At 60.1% G+C, this 16,445-nt stretch carries 18 protein-coding genes; 14 read left to right on the top strand and 4 right to left on the bottom strand.

The window, feature by feature from the left end:
- Positions 1 to 9 precede the first annotated feature (9 nt).
- Positions 10 to 915: an acetylglutamate kinase gene (gene argB / locus ACM6I0_RS16530; RefSeq protein ID WP_045059191.1), complete on the top strand. Its 906-nt coding sequence runs from the start codon at positions 10 to 12 to the stop codon at positions 913 to 915.
- A 189-nt stretch (positions 916 to 1,104) separates the two neighbouring features.
- A complete protein-coding gene (locus ACM6I0_RS16525) occupies positions 1,105 to 1,308 on the top strand; it encodes a zinc ribbon-containing protein (RefSeq protein ID WP_259154033.1) in 204 nt (67 codons plus the stop codon).
- A gap of 56 nt (positions 1,309 to 1,364) precedes the next feature.
- On the opposite strand, the gene pyrE is transcribed toward ACM6I0_RS16525, so the two are convergent.
- A complete protein-coding gene (gene pyrE, locus ACM6I0_RS16520; protein WP_222589024.1) occupies positions 1,365 to 2,009 on the bottom strand; it encodes an orotate phosphoribosyltransferase in 645 nt (214 codons plus the stop codon).
- Between the two features lie 82 nt (positions 2,010 to 2,091).
- Here pyrE and ACM6I0_RS16515 point away from each other — a divergent pair, with 82 nt between their 5' ends.
- Complete coding sequence (locus ACM6I0_RS16515; protein WP_007934608.1) at positions 2,092 to 2,871, top strand: exodeoxyribonuclease III; 780 nt, start codon at positions 2,092 to 2,094, stop codon at positions 2,869 to 2,871.
- 176 nt (positions 2,872 to 3,047) lie between these two features.
- Here ACM6I0_RS16515 and ACM6I0_RS16510 read toward each other — a convergent pair whose 3' ends face one another.
- Complete coding sequence (locus ACM6I0_RS16510; protein ID WP_090178001.1) at positions 3,048 to 3,416, bottom strand: DUF4870 domain-containing protein; 369 nt, start codon at positions 3,414 to 3,416, stop codon at positions 3,048 to 3,050.
- Positions 3,417 to 3,443: 27 nt separating this feature from the next.
- Positions 3,444 to 4,166 (bottom strand): ribonuclease PH, encoded by a 723-nt coding sequence (gene rph, locus ACM6I0_RS16505; protein ID WP_010465211.1) that lies wholly within the window; start codon positions 4,164 to 4,166, stop codon positions 3,444 to 3,446.
- Positions 4,167 to 4,447: 281 nt separating this feature from the next.
- Here rph and ACM6I0_RS16500 point away from each other — a divergent pair, with 281 nt between their 5' ends.
- The 6 genes from ACM6I0_RS16500 to ACM6I0_RS16475 all read left to right on the top strand — a co-directional run bounded on the left by ACM6I0_RS16500 (position 4,448) and on the right by ACM6I0_RS16475 (position 9,756).
- The gene (locus ACM6I0_RS16500) at positions 4,448 to 5,311 is read left to right on the top strand and encodes a YicC/YloC family endoribonuclease (protein ID WP_285431666.1); all 864 of its coding nucleotides are present in this window, start codon (positions 4,448 to 4,450) and stop codon (positions 5,309 to 5,311) included.
- Positions 5,312 to 5,322: 11 nt separating this feature from the next.
- A complete protein-coding gene (gene gmk / locus ACM6I0_RS16495; RefSeq protein WP_208670868.1) occupies positions 5,323 to 5,943 on the top strand; it encodes a guanylate kinase in 621 nt (206 codons plus the stop codon).
- Positions 5,944 to 6,111: 168 nt separating this feature from the next.
- A complete protein-coding gene (gene rpoZ, locus ACM6I0_RS16490; RefSeq protein ID WP_007894670.1) occupies positions 6,112 to 6,375 on the top strand; it encodes a DNA-directed RNA polymerase subunit omega in 264 nt (87 codons plus the stop codon).
- A 56-nt stretch (positions 6,376 to 6,431) separates the two neighbouring features.
- The gene (gene spoT / locus ACM6I0_RS16485; protein WP_090177991.1) at positions 6,432 to 8,537 is read left to right on the top strand and encodes a bifunctional GTP diphosphokinase/guanosine-3',5'-bis pyrophosphate 3'-pyrophosphohydrolase; all 2,106 of its coding nucleotides are present in this window, start codon (positions 6,432 to 6,434) and stop codon (positions 8,535 to 8,537) included.
- A 25-nt stretch (positions 8,538 to 8,562) separates the two neighbouring features.
- Positions 8,563 to 8,943, top strand: a complete 381-nt coding sequence (locus ACM6I0_RS16480) for a RidA family protein (RefSeq protein WP_003229509.1) — start codon at positions 8,563 to 8,565, stop codon at positions 8,941 to 8,943.
- A gap of 72 nt (positions 8,944 to 9,015) precedes the next feature.
- Entirely contained in the window at positions 9,016 to 9,756 is a 741-nt protein-coding gene (locus tag ACM6I0_RS16475; RefSeq protein ID WP_285431665.1) for a hypothetical protein, read from the top strand.
- A 139-nt stretch (positions 9,757 to 9,895) separates the two neighbouring features.
- Here ACM6I0_RS16475 and ACM6I0_RS16470 read toward each other — a convergent pair whose 3' ends face one another.
- A complete protein-coding gene (locus ACM6I0_RS16470; protein ID WP_414922826.1) occupies positions 9,896 to 10,756 on the bottom strand; it encodes an SDR family oxidoreductase in 861 nt (286 codons plus the stop codon).
- A 189-nt stretch (positions 10,757 to 10,945) separates the two neighbouring features.
- Between ACM6I0_RS16470 and exbB the strand changes: the two genes are divergently transcribed.
- The 5 genes from exbB to recG all read left to right on the top strand — a co-directional run bounded on the left by exbB (position 10,946) and on the right by recG (position 16,379).
- Positions 10,946 to 11,917, top strand: a complete 972-nt coding sequence (gene exbB / locus ACM6I0_RS16465; RefSeq protein ID WP_414922825.1) for a tonB-system energizer ExbB — start codon at positions 10,946 to 10,948, stop codon at positions 11,915 to 11,917.
- Positions 11,918 to 11,923: 6 nt separating this feature from the next.
- Positions 11,924 to 12,352, top strand: coding sequence for a TonB system transport protein ExbD (gene exbD / locus ACM6I0_RS16460; protein WP_285431662.1), 429 nt, complete (start codon positions 11,924 to 11,926; stop codon positions 12,350 to 12,352).
- Complete coding sequence (locus tag ACM6I0_RS16455; RefSeq protein ID WP_414922824.1) at positions 12,349 to 13,098, top strand: energy transducer TonB family protein; 750 nt, start codon at positions 12,349 to 12,351, stop codon at positions 13,096 to 13,098. Before exbD ends, ACM6I0_RS16455 begins: the two co-directional genes overlap by 4 nt.
- A gap of 269 nt (positions 13,099 to 13,367) precedes the next feature.
- The gene (locus ACM6I0_RS16450) at positions 13,368 to 14,297 is read left to right on the top strand and encodes a hydrogen peroxide-inducible genes activator (protein ID WP_090177974.1); all 930 of its coding nucleotides are present in this window, start codon (positions 13,368 to 13,370) and stop codon (positions 14,295 to 14,297) included.
- A gap of 6 nt (positions 14,298 to 14,303) precedes the next feature.
- Positions 14,304 to 16,379: an ATP-dependent DNA helicase RecG gene (recG, locus tag ACM6I0_RS16445; RefSeq protein WP_285431660.1), complete on the top strand. Its 2,076-nt coding sequence runs from the start codon at positions 14,304 to 14,306 to the stop codon at positions 16,377 to 16,379.
- The last annotated feature ends 66 nt before the right edge of the window (positions 16,380 to 16,445 follow it).

Genomic DNA, 16,445 nt, shown 5'->3' with positions numbered 1-16,445 from the left:
GAGCCCTGAATGACCCTCGAACGCGAAGCCGCCGCCAACACCGCCAAGGTCCTGTCCGAAGCGCTGCCTTACATTCGCCGCTATGTCGGCAAGACGCTGGTGATCAAATACGGCGGCAACGCGATGGAAAGCGAGGAGCTGAAAACCGGCTTCGCCCGCGACATCGTGCTGATGAAAGCCGTGGGCATCAACCCGGTGGTGGTTCATGGCGGCGGCCCGCAAATCGGCGATCTGCTCAAGCGTCTGTCGATCGAGAGCCACTTCATCGATGGCATGCGCGTGACTGACGCGCAGACCATGGACGTGGTGGAAATGGTCCTTGGCGGCCAGGTCAACAAGGACATCGTCAACCTGATCAACCGTCATGGCGGCAGCGCTATCGGCCTGACCGGTAAAGATGCCGAGCTGATTCGTGCGAAAAAACTCACCGTGACCCGCCAGACGCCGGAGATGACCCAACCGGAAATCATCGACATCGGCCAAGTGGGCGAAGTGGTCGGCATCAACACCGACCTGCTGAACCTGCTGGTCAAAGGCGACTTCATCCCGGTAATCGCGCCGATCGGCGTCGGCGCCAATGGCGAGTCGTACAACATCAACGCTGATCTGGTAGCCGGTAAGGTCGCCGAAGCGCTGAAGGCCGAGAAACTGATGCTGCTGACCAACATCGCCGGCCTGATGGACAAGTCGGGCACGGTCCTCACCGGCCTAACCACCCAACAGGTCGACGAACTGATCGCCGACGGTACGATCTACGGCGGCATGCTGCCGAAGATCCGTTGCGCACTGGAAGCGGTACAGGGCGGCGTGGGCAGCTCGCTGATCATCGATGGTCGGGTGCCAAATGCGATTCTGCTGGAGATCTTCACCGATACCGGCGTGGGTACTTTGATCAGTAATCGCAAGCGTCCCTGATTCAAGAACGACAAAAGACCGCAGCCTTCGCCGGCACCTACAGAAGTACGAATATTCTGTAGGCGCTGGCGAAGACTGCGGTCTTTTTTATGCGTGCCGGAAACCTCCTACCAGACTCAGCGAAACTTCCGACATCGTGCCAGCATCAATCCGCATAGGATCTTCCCTGTATCCACAGGAGAGTTACCCATGCAAAAAGATTACGTTCCTTACGGCAGTGATGTTTCAGCAGGCACCTTTGAATGTGTGGACTGCGGGCATCGGTATTCGAATCAGGCAAAGACCTCGATTCCACCCTGCCCTCAGCGCCTTAAATCAACGCACACGCGAAACGGATGGAAAGTTCTGACCGGTCAGGGCGACGCGGTGAAAGACCCATATCCAAACAGGTAAAGCGAAGTTTCGTTTTTCCAATGAAAAAAAGGCCCTGTTCTCACAGGGCCTTTTCTTTAGACGCCGAACTGTGCTCGGTAGGCTTCTACAGCAGGCAGGTGCTGCTTGAGCTGCGGATCATCCGCCAGGAATTCCAGCACCTGGTTCAGCGACACAATACTGATCACCGGAATGCCAAAGTCGCGCTCCACTTCCTGGATCGCGGACAGCTCGCCATTGCCACGCTCTTGACGGTTCAAGGCGATCAGCACGCCCGCCGCCTTGGCGCCATCCTGGGAAGCGATGATCTGCATCACTTCACGGATCGCGGTGCCGGCGGTAATCACGTCGTCGATGATCAGCACATCGCCGGTCAATGGCGCGCCAACCAGGCTGCCGCCTTCGCCGTGGGCCTTGGCCTCTTTGCGGTTGAAGCACCAAGGCAAATCACGGTCATGATGCTCGGCCAACGCCACCGCGGTGGTCGCCGCCAACGGGATGCCTTTGTACGCCGGGCCAAACAGAACATCGAACGAAATACCACTTTCGACGATGGCCGCCGCGTAGAAACGACCCAGCTGTGCAAGGGCCTTTCCTGTGTTGAACAGGCCGGCATTGAAGAAGTAAGGACTGGTGCGTCCGGACTTCAGGGTGAACTCACCGAAGCGCAAAACGCCGCGATCGATGGCAAAACGAATGAAATCGCGCTGATACGCTTGCATGAAAAAAACCCCAAATACCACGGATTTAGCTAATTAGGTTGACGCCGTGTATCATACACGCACGCGATTTTTGGGGCCATTTATGCGGATCATCAGTGTGAACGTCAATGGTATTCAGGCTGCAGTGGAGCGAGGGTTGCTCAGTTGGCTGCAAGCACAGAATGCCGACGTCATCTGCCTGCAGGACACCCGCGCCTCCGCCTTTGAACTGGACGATCCAGCCTTCCAACTGGATGGCTACTTCCTTTATGCCTGCGAAGCCGAAGTTCCCGCCCAGGGTGGCGTGGCTTTGTATTCGCGGTTGCAACCGAAGGCAGTCATCAGCGGTCTCGGGTTCGAGACGGCCGACCGCTACGGGCGCTACCTGCAAGCCGATTTCGATAAGGTCAGCATCGCGACCTTGCTGCTCCCTTCGGGGCAGAATGGCGATGAAGACTTGAACCAGAAGTTCAAGCTAATGGACGACTTCGCCCGTTATCTGGATAAACAGCGGCGCAAACGTCGCGAGTACATTTACTGTGGCTCGCTGTACGTGGCGCAACAGAAGCTGGATATCAAGAACTGGCGCGACAGCCAGCAATCCCCGGGCTTCCTGGCACCTGAACGCGCCTGGATGGACGAGATTGTCGGCAACATGGGTTATGTCGATGCCCTGCGCGAAGTCAGCCGTGAAGGCGACCAGTACAGCTGGTGGCCGGACAACGAACAGGCAGAAATGCTCAATCTCGGCTGGCGTTTCGACTATCAGCTGCTGACCCCAGGCTTGCGCCGTTTTGTTCGCAGCGCACGCCTGCCACGTCAGCCGCGGTTCTCGCAGCACGCGCCGCTGATCGTGGACTACGACTGGACGCTGACGATCTAAGCGTCGTTTCGCAGACACAAAAAAGCCGACATCGCTGTCGGCTTTTTTGTGCGCAATGATTTGCTTTCTGTGGGAGCGGGCTTGCCCGCGATGAGGCCGTCAAAGTCAACAGATGTGCTGCCTGCCAGATCGCTATCGCGGGCAAGCCCGCTCCCACAGGGAATCTTTGCTGGCTATTATTTGATCAATCGCCAGGTGAACGGATACCGATACGGCACCCCTTCATTGGCTTTCACGCCTGCGATGATCGTCAGCACCAACGCGCCAATCGCCACCAGACCAAACAGGAAGAACCCGATGATCACCACCATCAGCAGGAAGCAGATGGCGGAGGCAATGGCGACGGTGATCTGAAAGTTCAGCGCCTCCTTGCCCTGTGCATCGACAAACGGGTCCATCTCGCGCTTCATCTGCCAGAGAATCAGCGGGCCGATCAACGTGCCAAATGGAATCCAGATCCCCAGCAAGGCGGACAGGTGACAAAACATCGCCCACTGCCGAACATCTTTGCTCGGGATGGGAAGCAGCTGCTGCTCGTCACTCATGGTGTCCTCCTTGCGTGGAACATCCGATCAGTCGGCCAGTGCGGCCTTTTGCAGTTCGAAGATCTCGGTCATGCCTTTCTTCGCCAGCTCCAGCATAGCGTTCAGCTCTTCCGGCTGGAACGGTGCGCCTTCGGCAGTGCCCTGGACTTCGATGAAGCCGCCGGTGCTGGTCATCACCACGTTCAGGTCGGTCTCGGCAGCCGAGTCTTCCAGATAGTCGAGGTCGAGGACCGGCTCGCCCTGGTACATGCCAACCGAAACGGCAGCGATCATTTGCTTGAGCGGGTCGCCGCCTTTCAGGCCGCCACGCTTCTTGATCACTTTCAAGGCATCGACCAGCGCAACCATGGCGCCGGTGATGGACGCGGTGCGGGTGCCGCCGTCTGCCTGAATCACGTCACAGTCGACGTACAGGGTGACGTCGCCCAGCTTGGACATGTCCAGGGAAGCGCGCAGGGAACGACCGATCAGACGCTGGATTTCCAGGGTACGGCCGCCTTGCTTGCCGCGACTGGCTTCACGCTGGTTACGCTCGCCGGTGGCGCGCGGCAGCATGCCGTATTCGGCGGTCAACCAGCCCTGGCCCTGGCCTTTGAGGAAACGCGGCACGCCATTTTCAACACTGACGGTGCAGATGACTTTGGTATCACCGAACTCGACCAGCACAGAACCCTCGGCGTGTTTGGTGTAGTTGCGGGTAATGCGGATCGAGCGGAGCTGATCGGCAGCGCGACCACTTGGACGTTTCATAGGGAATACCTGTACTGGGGACGGAAAACTGCCGAGCATTATAGAGCCGCCGGCGAAGACTGGGCACGTCTAAAAAATCTGCCCGACGATTGAAGGCCCTGATCAGAGCTTAGGACACCGCTTTACCGACGGCCTGCAGCCCTTTGTCACGCCGTGTGTTTGGGCGCATCCGCCCCACTGCGCTACAATCCTGCGCCTTTGCTGCCTCTGGGCTTAAATTCATTTAGATCGGGTCTGCGAAACCTTTGGTAACGCATGAACCTGCATTGCGAGGTACCTCCATGGTGCACAGCATGACCGCCTTCGCCCGTGTCGAAAAAGCCGGCGCCCAAGGCACGCTGAGCTGGGAACTGCGCTCGGTCAACAGTCGCTACCTGGAGCCGCACTTGCGTCTGCCGGAGTCGTTTCGCGACCTCGAGGGCGCCGTACGCGAAGCGCTGCGCCAGGGTATATCCCGAGGCAAACTCGAATGCACCCTGCGCTTCACCGAAGAAAACACTGACAAGCCACTGCAAGTGGACCGCGAGCGCGCCGCCCAATTGGTCGCCGCCGCCGAGACGATCGCCGGCCTGATCAAGAACCCGGCCGCGCTCAATCCACTGGAAGTCCTGGCCTGGCCTGGCGTGCTGGTAGGCGATGCGACCGACCCGCAAGCCTTGAACGCCGAGGCACTGGCACTGTTCAACGAAGGTTTGAAAGAACTCAAGGCCGGCCGCGAGCGCGAAGGCGCGGAGCTGGCACGGCTGATCAGCGATCGACTGACCGCCATCGAAGCAGACGTTGTCACCTTGCGTGAACTGGTCCCGCAAATGCTCGCGACCCAACGCCAGAAAGTCCTCGACCGCTTTGCCGACATGAAGGCCGAGATGGACCCGCAGCGGCTAGAACAGGAAATGGTCATGCTCGCGCAAAAGAGCGACGTCGCCGAAGAACTGGATCGCCTGAGCACTCACATCATCGAAGTTCGCCGGGTGCTCAAGTCCGGTGGCGCTGCCGGTCGGCGCCTGGACTTCCTGATGCAGGAACTCAACCGTGAAGCCAACACACTGGGCTCCAAAGCCTTCGACCCGCGCAGCACCCAAGCGGCGGTCAACCTCAAAGTGTTGATCGAGCAGATGCGCGAACAAGTGCAGAATATTGAGTAAGGCAAACAGACATGACCCACAGCACCGGCACCCTGTACATCATTTCCGCCCCTTCGGGCGCGGGCAAGAGCAGCCTGGTCAAGGCCCTGACCGACACCAATCCGGAGATCCGCGTATCGATTTCCCACACCACCCGCGCCATGCGTCCGGGTGAAGTGGACGGTGTGAACTACCATTTCGTGAGCCGCGAAGCGTTTGTGAAAATGGGCGAACACGGCGATTTCCTGGAACGCGCCGAAGTATTTGGCAACTTCTACGGCACCTCGCAAAGCCATCTGCAGCAGACGCTGGACGAAGGCCACGACCTGATTCTGGAAATCGACTGGCAAGGCGCCGAGCAAGTGCGCAAGCTGATGCCTCAGGCGCGTTCGATCTTCATTCTGCCGCCATCGCTGCAAGCGTTGCACCAGCGCCTGACCAACCGTGGCCAGGACAGCGACGAGATCATTGCCGGCCGGATGCGTGAAGCCGTCAACGAAATGAGCCACTATGTCGAGTACGACTACCTGATCATCAATGACGATTTCTCCCACGCACTGGATGATCTGAAGGCGATTTTCCGCGCCAATCAATTGCAACAGAAGCGCCAACAGGTGCGTTTCGGCATGTTGCTGGCTGAATTGCTGGGCTGAAACAGCGCTTCCCAAAACCGCTGCAAGGGCTTTACATTGGCACTTGCAGCGCGTTGAAGAGCCTGGTCAAAAAATCAGCGCTTCCCTAAACGCTGGTGATTTTTTAAACTGTTGAGTCCGCTCGCCCAACCGGGCAGCGCGCATATTGCATTCGCTCCGAGGAATACCATGGCCCGCGTAACCGTTGAAGATTGCCTAAACCACGTGGAAAACCGCTTTGAGCTGGTCATGCTGTCTACCAAGCGTGCCCGTCAATTGGCCACCGGCGGCAAAGAGCCCCTGGTTCAGTGGGAAAACGACAAGCCTACCGTTGTAGCGCTGCGTGAAATCGCTGAAGGCCTGATGAGCTACGAGTTCATCGCCAATGCTGAAATCGTCGAAGACGAACCGCTGTTCGCAGCGTTCGAGGACGAGTCCAACGAGGCCGTCTAAGCCATGCCTGGTCGACGTAGCACGGCGCGGGGTCACAGCGAACGGCAGGATTCATCATGCCGAGCATAGACGCCCTCGCCGATCGCTTATCGACCTACCTCGGCAAGGACCAGGTCAATCTGGTCCGCCGAGCGTACTTCTACGCCGAACAAGCCCACGACGGCCAACGCCGCCGCAGCGGTGAGGCGTACGTCACGCATCCTCTTGCGGTGGCGAACATTCTTGCCGACATGCACATGGACCATCAGAGTTTGATGGCTGCGATGCTGCATGACGTGATCGAAGACACCGGTATTGCCAAAGAAGCGCTGCAAGCGCAGTTCGGTGAAACCGTGGCCGAACTGGTCGATGGGGTCAGCAAACTGACCCAGATGAACTTCGAGACCAAAGCCGAAGCTCAAGCCGAAAACTTCCAGAAAATGGCCATGGCCATGGCCCGCGACATTCGCGTGATCCTGGTCAAGCTGGCTGACCGCCTGCACAACATGCGCACGCTGGAAGTCCTGTCTGGCGAAAAACGCCGCCGGATCGCCAAGGAAACCCTGGAAATCTATGCGCCCATCGCCAACCGGCTGGGCATGCACGCCATCCGCATAGAGTTCGAAGACCTCGGTTTCAAGGCCATGCACCCGATGCGTTCCGCGCGGATCAACCAGGCGGTCAAACGCGCCCGGGGCAACCGCAAGGAAATCGTCAACAAGATCGAGGAATCCCTCAGCCACTGCCTGGCCATCGATGGCATTCAAGGCGAGGTCAGCGGTCGTCAGAAACACCTCTACGGCATCTACAAGAAAATGCGCGGCAAGCGTCGGGCCTTCAACGAGATCATGGACGTTTATGCGTTCCGGATCATCGTCGACAAGGTCGATACCTGCTATCGCGTGCTGGGTGCTGTGCATAATTTGTACAAACCGTTGCCGGGGCGTTTCAAGGATTACATCGCCATCCCCAAGGCCAACGGCTACCAGTCGCTGCACACCACGCTGTTCGGCATGCACGGTGTTCCGATCGAGATCCAGATCCGCACCCGTGAAATGGAAGAGATGGCCAACAACGGCATCGCTGCCCATTGGCTGTATAAATCCAGCGGTGACGAGCAGCCCAAAGGCACTCACGCTCGCGCCCGGCAGTGGGTCAAGGGCGTGCTGGAAATGCAGCAACGCGCCGGCAACTCGCTGGAATTCATCGAGAGCGTGAAGATCGACCTGTTCCCGGACGAGGTCTACGTGTTTACCCCCAAAGGCCGGATCATGGAGCTGCCAAAAGGCTCCACGGCGGTCGACTTCGCTTACGCGGTGCACACCGACGTGGGCAACAGCTGCATCGCCTGTCGGATCAACCGTCGTCTCGCACCGCTGTCCGAACCGCTGCAAAGCGGCTCCACGGTCGAGATCGTCAGCGCACCTGGCGCACGGCCGAACCCGGCGTGGCTCAACTTTGTGGTCACCGGCAAGGCGCGCACGCACATCCGCCACGCGCTGAAACTGCAACGCCGTTCCGAATCCATCAGCCTGGGCGAACGCCTGTTGAACAAGGTGCTGAATGGCTTCGACAGCTCGCTGGAGAAAGTCCCGGCCGAGCGCGTCAAGGCGATGCTCACCGAATACCGCCTGGAACTGATCGAAGACCTGCTCGAAGACATCGGCCTGGGCAATCGCATGGCTTATGTGGTCGCCCGCCGCCTGCTCGGCGAAGGCGAACAGTTGCCAAGCCCGGAGGGCCCGCTGGCGATTCGCGGCACCGAAGGTTTGGTGCTCAGCTACGCCAAGTGCTGCACGCCGATCCCGGGCGACCCGATTGTCGGTCACCTGTCGGCAGGCAAAGGCATGGTTGTGCACCTAGACAACTGCCGCAACATCAGCGAAATCCGCCACAACCCGGAAAAATGCATCCAGCTCTCGTGGGCCAAGGATGTCACCGGCGAATTCAACGTCGAGCTGCGCGTCGAGCTGGAGCACCAGCGTGGCCTGATCGCCCTGTTGGCCAGCAGCGTCAACGCGGCCGACGGCAATATCGAAAAAATCAGCATGGACGAACGCGATGGTCGTATCAGCGTGGTCCAACTGGTAGTCAGCGTGCACGACCGCGTGCACCTGGCCCGCGTGATCAAGAAACTGCGCGCACTGACCGGGGTGATTCGCATCACCCGCATGCGCGCGTAAGCCAACCTATTACAAGGAGTCATTCATGACCAAGACTGTTATCACCAGCGACAAGGCCCCGGCCGCTATCGGTACTTACTCCCAGGCGATCAAGGCTGGCAACACCGTTTACATGTCGGGTCAGATTCCTCTGGACCCAAAAACCATGGAACTGGTTGAAGGCTTCGAAGCCCAGACCGTCCAGGTGTTCGAGAACCTCAAAGCGGTCGCCGAAGCGGCTGGCGGTTCGTTCAAGGACATCGTCAAACTGAACATCTTCCTCACCGACCTGAGCCACTTCGCCAAGGTCAACGAGATCATGGGCAAATACTTCGACCAACCTTACCCTGCCCGCGCCGCAATCGGCGTAGCAGCCCTGCCAAAGGGTTCGCAGGTCGAGATGGATGCCATTCTGGTCATCGAGTAAATGCGTACGGCGCAGCCTTTTGAGGTTGCGCCTACCGATCTTGTAAAAAAAGGGTTCTGAAAGGATTCCAAAATGCGCAAAGCGCTAGCTCTCTCGCTGGTTGCCCTGTTCTTGGGCGGCTGTGCCAGCAATCCGGCCGATCGTGATATCAGCGGCACCTGGATCAATCAGGCCGCAATCGACGCTGCGGCCAAAGGCGGTCCCCTGCGTGAAGCGCTCCAGGCCTATGGTCCGAACCTTGAGTGGAACGTCAACACCAAGGCCGCTCAGGCTCGCTACACCAACGGTTTTGAAAATGTCGAAGGCAAGCTGCTGGGCGAAGAGTCCGGCGGATGGAAAGTCGACTTTTATGGCAGCTCCGCGAGCGAGCTCAAGCGAGACGGCAAGCGACTGAACCAGGCCGCCAACGACAACGAACCGGAGCAGGTCTTTGAACGTGCGCTGATTCAGGTGCCGGACGGCGCACCGATTGGCGCCAGCTTCGAACGTGCGCTGTACACCGCCTACATGGGCGGCAGCTGGAAAATCGTCAGCGGTCCGGGCGAAGGCAGCTCCGTGCAATTCCAGGCCGATGGCCAGGTTGCCGGTCTTCCGGGGGCCGATCGTTACGCCTTGTGCCTGGCGGGCGACTGCGCCTCGATGAGCGGCGGCAACGACAACATGTGGCTGCAACTCAGTGGCCAGGGCAATACCTGGATCTTTGCGCGCAAGGGCAAGGAGCTGGAAATTCTGCAGGCTGTGAATACCGCACAGGCAGATGAAATGCCTCAGTTCACACCCGGCGAGCGCAAGTGGTTGCTGGAAAAGCAGTAACCCGGCCCTGAAGCCAATAGATAACCCTGTGGGAGCAGGCTTGCCCGCGATAGCGATGCATCAGCCACCGTTGATAGTGACTGGTCTGACGCCATCGCGGGCAAGCCCGCTCCCACAGTTGTTTTAGGGTGTATCGAAGTCAGCAGCGCCCTTCGATAATCGCAGCGTAACCTTCGCGATAACTCGGATACTTCGGAGCCCACCCCAAGGCCTTCGCCCGTGCGTTACTGCACTGCTTGCTGCCAGTACGGCGCACGCTTGCATCTTCAGCCCATTCGGTGACACCCAGATATTCGCGCAACCAGCCCACCACTTCCGCCAGTGGCGCAGGCGCATCGTCGACACCGATATAGACATCATCCAGCGCCACGCCGCGTCGATCCGCCTCAAGCAGAAACGCCATGAGTCCCGCCGCGTCATCGGCGTGAATGCGATTGCCGTACAGCGGCGGATCAACGGCCACGCGATAACCGCGCCGAACCTGGGTCAGCAGCCATTCGCGGCCAGGGCCGTAAATGCCGGTCAAGCGCACGATGCTGGCCGGGATGCCGCTGTTGAGCGCAATTTGCTCGGCCTCCAGCATCAAGCGACCGGAATAGCCGGTCCCCGCCTCAGCCGGCGAAGTCTCGTCCACCCACTCGCCATCCTGCTGGCCATACACACTGCTGCTGGAAACAAACAGCAGACGATTGGGCACCTGACCATAGTCGTCCAGCCACTCCAGCACATGTTGCAAACCTTCGACATAAGCGGCGCGGTAACCGGCTTCATCGTGATCCGTAGCGGCCGCGCAATACACGAGGTAATCCACCGCACCAATGGGCCAAGTCTCGGGACAGTCCTTATTGAACAAGTCGCCGGCAACGCCAATGACCCCCTCGGGCAGACGTGAGATGTCACGCCTCAAGCCATGAACCTCCCACCCGGAGGCCAGCAATTGCGTGGCCAGACGACTGCCGACATCACCACAGCCGGCAATCAAAACAGAAGGCGCGGACATCAAGAAACTCCTCTTGGAAAGCCACAGACTAGCGCCAGCAATGGACGAGCGGCTAGCGATGAAAGAAAAAAGAGACGCTTTCACTTTTGTTAACAAGAATTAATTGCAATAATACCCGCCACTTTTGTTCTCGGCCTCACGAGGCCTGGAAGAACATTTACCCTATTTTCTCTCTCAGGTCCGGCCAGCATGACACGCAATCAATTCTCCGCTTCGCCAACCAAACGACCTCGCGCCTGGAGCGTTGCGGCCGCCCTGTTGCTCAGCCTGATGCTGGCGCCCATAGCCGCATTCGCTGACGTACAAGCGCCTGCAACTCCGGCCACCAGTACCGCAGCTCCAGCGCCCTCCGATCACGCCGCCCCGACTGTAACGCCTGCCGCGACCGACCCGGCGCAGGCAGTAGTCCCCCAGGACGCTCCTGAAGTCCTTGAAGCCGACAACAGCCTGGGCATGGCCCACGACCTGTCGCCATGGGGCATGTACCAGAACGCCGACATCATCGTGAAAATCGTGATGATCGGCCTGGCCATCGCGTCGATCATCACCTGGACCATCTGGATCGCCAAGGGTTTCGAGCTGTTAGGCGCCAAGCGTCGTCTGCGCAGCGAAATCGTCCACCTGAAAAAAGCCACCACCCTTAGAGAAGCCAGTGCGACCGCCACCAAGCCTGGCACCCTCGCCAACCTGCTGGTACATGACGCCCTCGAAGAGATGCGCCTGTCGGTCAACAGCCGCGAGAAAGAGGGTATCAAGGAACGTGTTGCCTTCCGTCTCGAGCGTCTGGTTGCAGCCTGCGGTCGCAACATGAGCAGCGGTACCGGCGTCCTCGCCACCATCGGTTCTACCGCGCCATTCGTGGGTCTGTTCGGTACCGTGTGGGGCATCATGAACAGCTTCATCGGCATTGCCAAAACCCAGACCACCAACCTCGCCGTCGTCGCCCCCGGCATCGCTGAAGCCCTGCTGGCCACTGCGTTGGGCCTGGTCGCGGCGATTCCTGCGGTAGTGATCTACAACGTCTTCGCCCGCTCGATTGCCGGTTACAAGGCGCAAGTGTCCGATGCCTCGGCTGAAGTCCTGCTGCTGGTCAGCCGTGACCTCGATCACCTGCCGACCGCCGAGCGCACCACGCAACCCCACATGGTCAAAGTAGGGTAATCCGCCATGGGCTTGCATTTGAAAGAAGGCGCAGACGACGATCTGGCCGAGAACCACGAAATCAACGTCACCCCGTTTATCGACGTGATGCTGGTGCTGCTGATCATCTTCATGGTGGCGGCACCATTGGCCACCGTGGACATCAAGGTCGACCTGCCAGCGTCGAGCGCCAAACCGGCGCCGCGGCCAGAGAAACCGGTGTTCCTCAGCGTTAAGGCCGACCAGCGCCTGTACCTCGGCGAAGAAGAAGTGAAGGCCGAAGCACTCGGCGCCACCCTCGACGCCAGGACCCAGGGCAAGAAAGACACGACGATCTTCTTCCAGGCCGATAAAGGCGTGGATTATGGCGACCTCATGAGCGTGATGGACAACCTGCGCTCTGCCGGCTACCTGAAGGTGGGCCTGGTCGGACTCGAGACGGCAGCCAAGAAATGATCACGACGCGCCATAAGCTGACGCGTTATAGCGCGAGCCTGGCCGTGGTGCTGGGCGTCCATGCGCTGGCCATTGCGCTGGCGATGAACTGGACTGCGCGACCACCCGTCGAGCTGCCTCCGCAGGCGATGATGGTCGAGCTGGCACCGGTTCCCGCGCCGCCACCGCCGGCACCGCCGAAGGTCGTCACGCCGCCACAGCCACCGGCCCCGGTGGAAGAACTGCCGATCCCGAAACTGGCAGAAGTGCCGAAGGCCGAGATCGCCGTGCCGAAACCGGTCAAACCCAAGCCCAAGCCGCAACCGCCCAAGCCTGTGGAGAAAAAGCCGGAGCCGCCGAAGGAGAAACCGTCCGAGGAAAAGCCTAGCGACGCGCAACCGACCCAGGCGCCGACGGAGAAATCCGCCCAACCGGCACCCGGTCCATCGCCAGCACAACAGGCCGCCAAAGCCAGTTGGGAAGGCACTTTGCTTGCGCACTTGGGCAAGTACAAAAAGTATCCAGCCAGCGCACAGTCGCGGGGCAAGGAAGGTTTGAACCGTCTGCGCTTCGTGGTGGATGGTGAAGGTAATGTGTTGTCATTCGAACTGGTGGGCCTCTCTGGCAATGCCGATCTGGACCGGGCCACCCTGGAAATGATCCGACGCGCACAGCCGCTGCCCAAGCCCCCGGCCGACATGCTGAAAAACGGCCCGATCGAAATCGTTGCACCGTTTGTTTATTCGCTGGAAAAACGCCGCCGCTAAACGCAACACCAACCCAATGTGGGAGTGAGCCTGCTCGCGATAGCGGTCTAACAGTCAACGATGATGTTGAATGTGATGACTTCATCGCGAGCAGGCTCGCTCCCACAGGGGTTATGTGCAAAGCCAATAAAGGCACCGAAAGGTGCCTTATTCATACCTGCCAGCGGCAAACCGGCATTACCCAGTGTCACTCACCACACCCAGTCTGATAACGTGCGTCTATCGATTGCAGCCGGTATGCTTGGCCCGCAACTTCATGGACGCTTGCTATGACCCTCACAGAATTACGCTACATCGTTACCCTCGCCCAAGAGCAGCACTTTGGCCATGCGGCCGAGCGTTGCCACGTCAGTCAACCGACCCTGTCGGTGGGCGTGAAAAAGCTTGAAGACGAACTCGGTGTGCTGATTTTCGAGCGCAGCAAGAGTGCCGTGCGCCTGACCCCGGTCGGCGAAGGCATCGTGGCTCAGGCACAGAAAGTCCTGGAACAAGCCCAAGGCATTCGCGAACTGGCCCAGGCCGGCAAGAACCAGCTGACCGCCCCGCTGAAAGTCGGCGCGATCTACACCGTCGGCCCGTACCTGTTCCCGCACCTGATTCCGCAACTGCACCGGGTCGCCCCGCAGATGCCGTTGTACATCGAAGAAAACTTCACCCATGTGCTGCGCGACAAACTGCGCAACGGCGAGCTGGACGCGATCATCATCGCCCTGCCGTTCAACGAAGCCGACGTCCTGACCCTGCAGCTCTATGACGAGCCGTTCTACGTCCTGATGCCGGCCCAGCACCCGTGGACGCAAAAAGAATCCATCGACGCCGCCCTGCTCAACGACAAGAGCCTGCTGCTGCTCGGCGAAGGCCACTGCTTCCGCGATCAAGTGCTCGAAGCCTGCCCGACCCTGGCCAAAGGCAACGACGGCGCCAAGCACACCACAGTGGAGTCCAGCTCGCTGGAAACCATCCGCCACATGGTTGCGTCCGGCCTCGGCATTTCGATCCTGCCGCTGTCGGCCGTGGACAGCCACCACTACGCCCCCGGCGTGATTGAAGTGCGCCCACTGTCGCCGCCGGTGCCGTTCCGCACCGTGGCAATCGCCTGGCGCGCGAGCTTCCCGCGACCGAAAGCGATTGAAATCCTCGCTGACTCCATTCGCCTGTGCTCGGTGGCCAAGCCGTCCGCGCCGGTGGTTGCGGCGTAAGTCGCGATGACCGAGTTGTCGCAAGTGTCGGTGACGGCACTCAAGGGCGTCGGCGAGGCCATGGCCGAGAAACTGGCCAAGGTCGGCCTGGAAAATCTCCAGGACGTGCTGTTTCACCTGCCCCTGCGCTATCAGGACCGCACTCGCGTGGTCCCGATCGGCCATTTGCGACCGGGGCAAGACGCCGTGATCGAAGGCACCGTCAGCGGCGCCGACGTGGTCATGGGCCGGCGCCGCAGTCTCGTCGTTCGCTTGCAGGACGGCACCGGCGGGCTCAGCCTGCGCTTCTACCATTTCAGCAACGCCCAGAAAGAAGGCCTCAAGCGTGGCACGCGGATTCGCTGCTACGGCGAAGCACGGCCCGGCGCGTCAGGGCTGGAAATCTACCACCCGGAATACCGTGCCATCAGCGGCGACGAACCGCCTCCGGTGGATGAAACCCTGACTCCGGTCTACCCGCTCACCGAAGGCCTGACCCAACAACGCTTGCGCCAACTGTGCATGCAAACCCTGACGCTGCTCGGCCCCACCAGCCTGCCCGACTGGTTGCCGACAGAACTGGCCCGCGACTATCAACTCGCGCCACTGGCCGATGCGATCCGCTACCTGCATCACCCGCCCGCCGATGCCGACGTCGATGAACTCGCCCTCGGTCATCACTGGGCGCAGCACCGTTTGGCGTTCGAAGAACTGCTGACCCATCAACTGTCCCAGCAACGCCTGCGCGAAAGCATGCGCTCTCTGCGCGCGCCAGCGATGCCGAAAGCCACCAGGCTGCCGGCGCAATACCTCGCCAACCTGGGCTTTACGCCAACCGGCGCCCAGCAACGGGTCGGTAACGAAATCGCCTACGACCTCAGCCAGCACGAACCAATGCTGCGCCTGATTCAGGGCGACGTCGGCGCGGGCAAAACCGTGGTCGCCGCCCTCGCCGCGCTTCAGGCGCTCGAGGCGGGTTACCAAGTGGCGCTGATGGCGCCCACCGAAATTCTCGCCGAACAGCACTTCATCACCTTCAAGCGCTGGCTCGAACCGCTGGGCATCGAAGTCGCGTGGCTGGCCGGCAAGCTCAAGGGCAAGAATCGCGTGGCCGCGCTGGAACAGATCGCCAATGGCGCACCGATGGTGGTCGGCACGCACGCGCTGTTCCAGGAAGAAGTGCAGTTCAAAAACCTCGCACTGGCGATCATCGACGAACAACACCGCTTCGGCGTGCAGCAGCGTCTGGCGTTGCGACAGAAAGGCGTCGGCGGGCGGATGTGTCCGCATCAGCTGATCATGACCGCCACGCCGATCCCACGGACGCTGGCCATGAGCGCCTACGCCGACCTCGACACCTCGATCCTCGACGAACTGCCGCCCGGCCGAACCCCGGTCAACACCGTGTTGGTCACCGATACACGGCGCGTGGAAGTCATCGAACGCGTGCGCGGTGCGTGTGCCGAAGGGCGCCAGGCCTATTGGGTGTGCACGCTGATCGAAGAGTCGGAAGAGCTGACCTGCCAGGCGGCGGAAACCACTTACGAAGACCTCACCGCCGCTCTCGGCGAGCTGAAGGTCGGCTTGATCCACGGGCGTATGAAGCCCGCCGAAAAAGCCGCTGTCATGGCTGAATTCAAGGCCGGCAACCTGCAGCTGCTGGTCGCCACCACGGTGATCGAAGTCGGTGTCGACGTACCGAACGCCAGCCTGATGATCATTGAAAACCCTGAGCGCCTGGGTCTTGCACAATTGCACCAGCTACGCGGACGTGTCGGTCGAGGCAGCGCCGCCAGCCATTGCGTGCTGCTCTACCATCCGCCGCTGTCGCAGATCGGTCGTCAACGACTGGGCATCATGCGTGAAACCAACGATGGTTTTGTCATCGCCGAAAAAGACCTCGAACTGCGCGGCCCCGGCGAAATGCTCGGCACGCGCCAGACCGGCCTGCTGCAATTCAAGGTCGCTGACCTGATGCGCGACGCTGATTTGCTACCCGCCGTACGCGACGCCGCCCAAGCATTGCTGGAGCGCTGGCCGGATCACGTCAGCCCGTTGCTCGACCGCTGGCTGCGTCATGGGCAGCAATACGGCCAAGTGTGAGCACCGTCGCAGTTTGTGGACGATGCTTTTAAACAAGCTGGTTATACTCCTGCAATTGTTTGAATA

It is taken from the genome of Pseudomonas sp. IT-P294, from assembly GCF_949767865.1.
Lineage (GTDB): Bacteria > Pseudomonadota > Gammaproteobacteria > Pseudomonadales > Pseudomonadaceae > Aquipseudomonas.
This window is presented reverse-complemented; position numbering and strand designations above follow the sequence as displayed.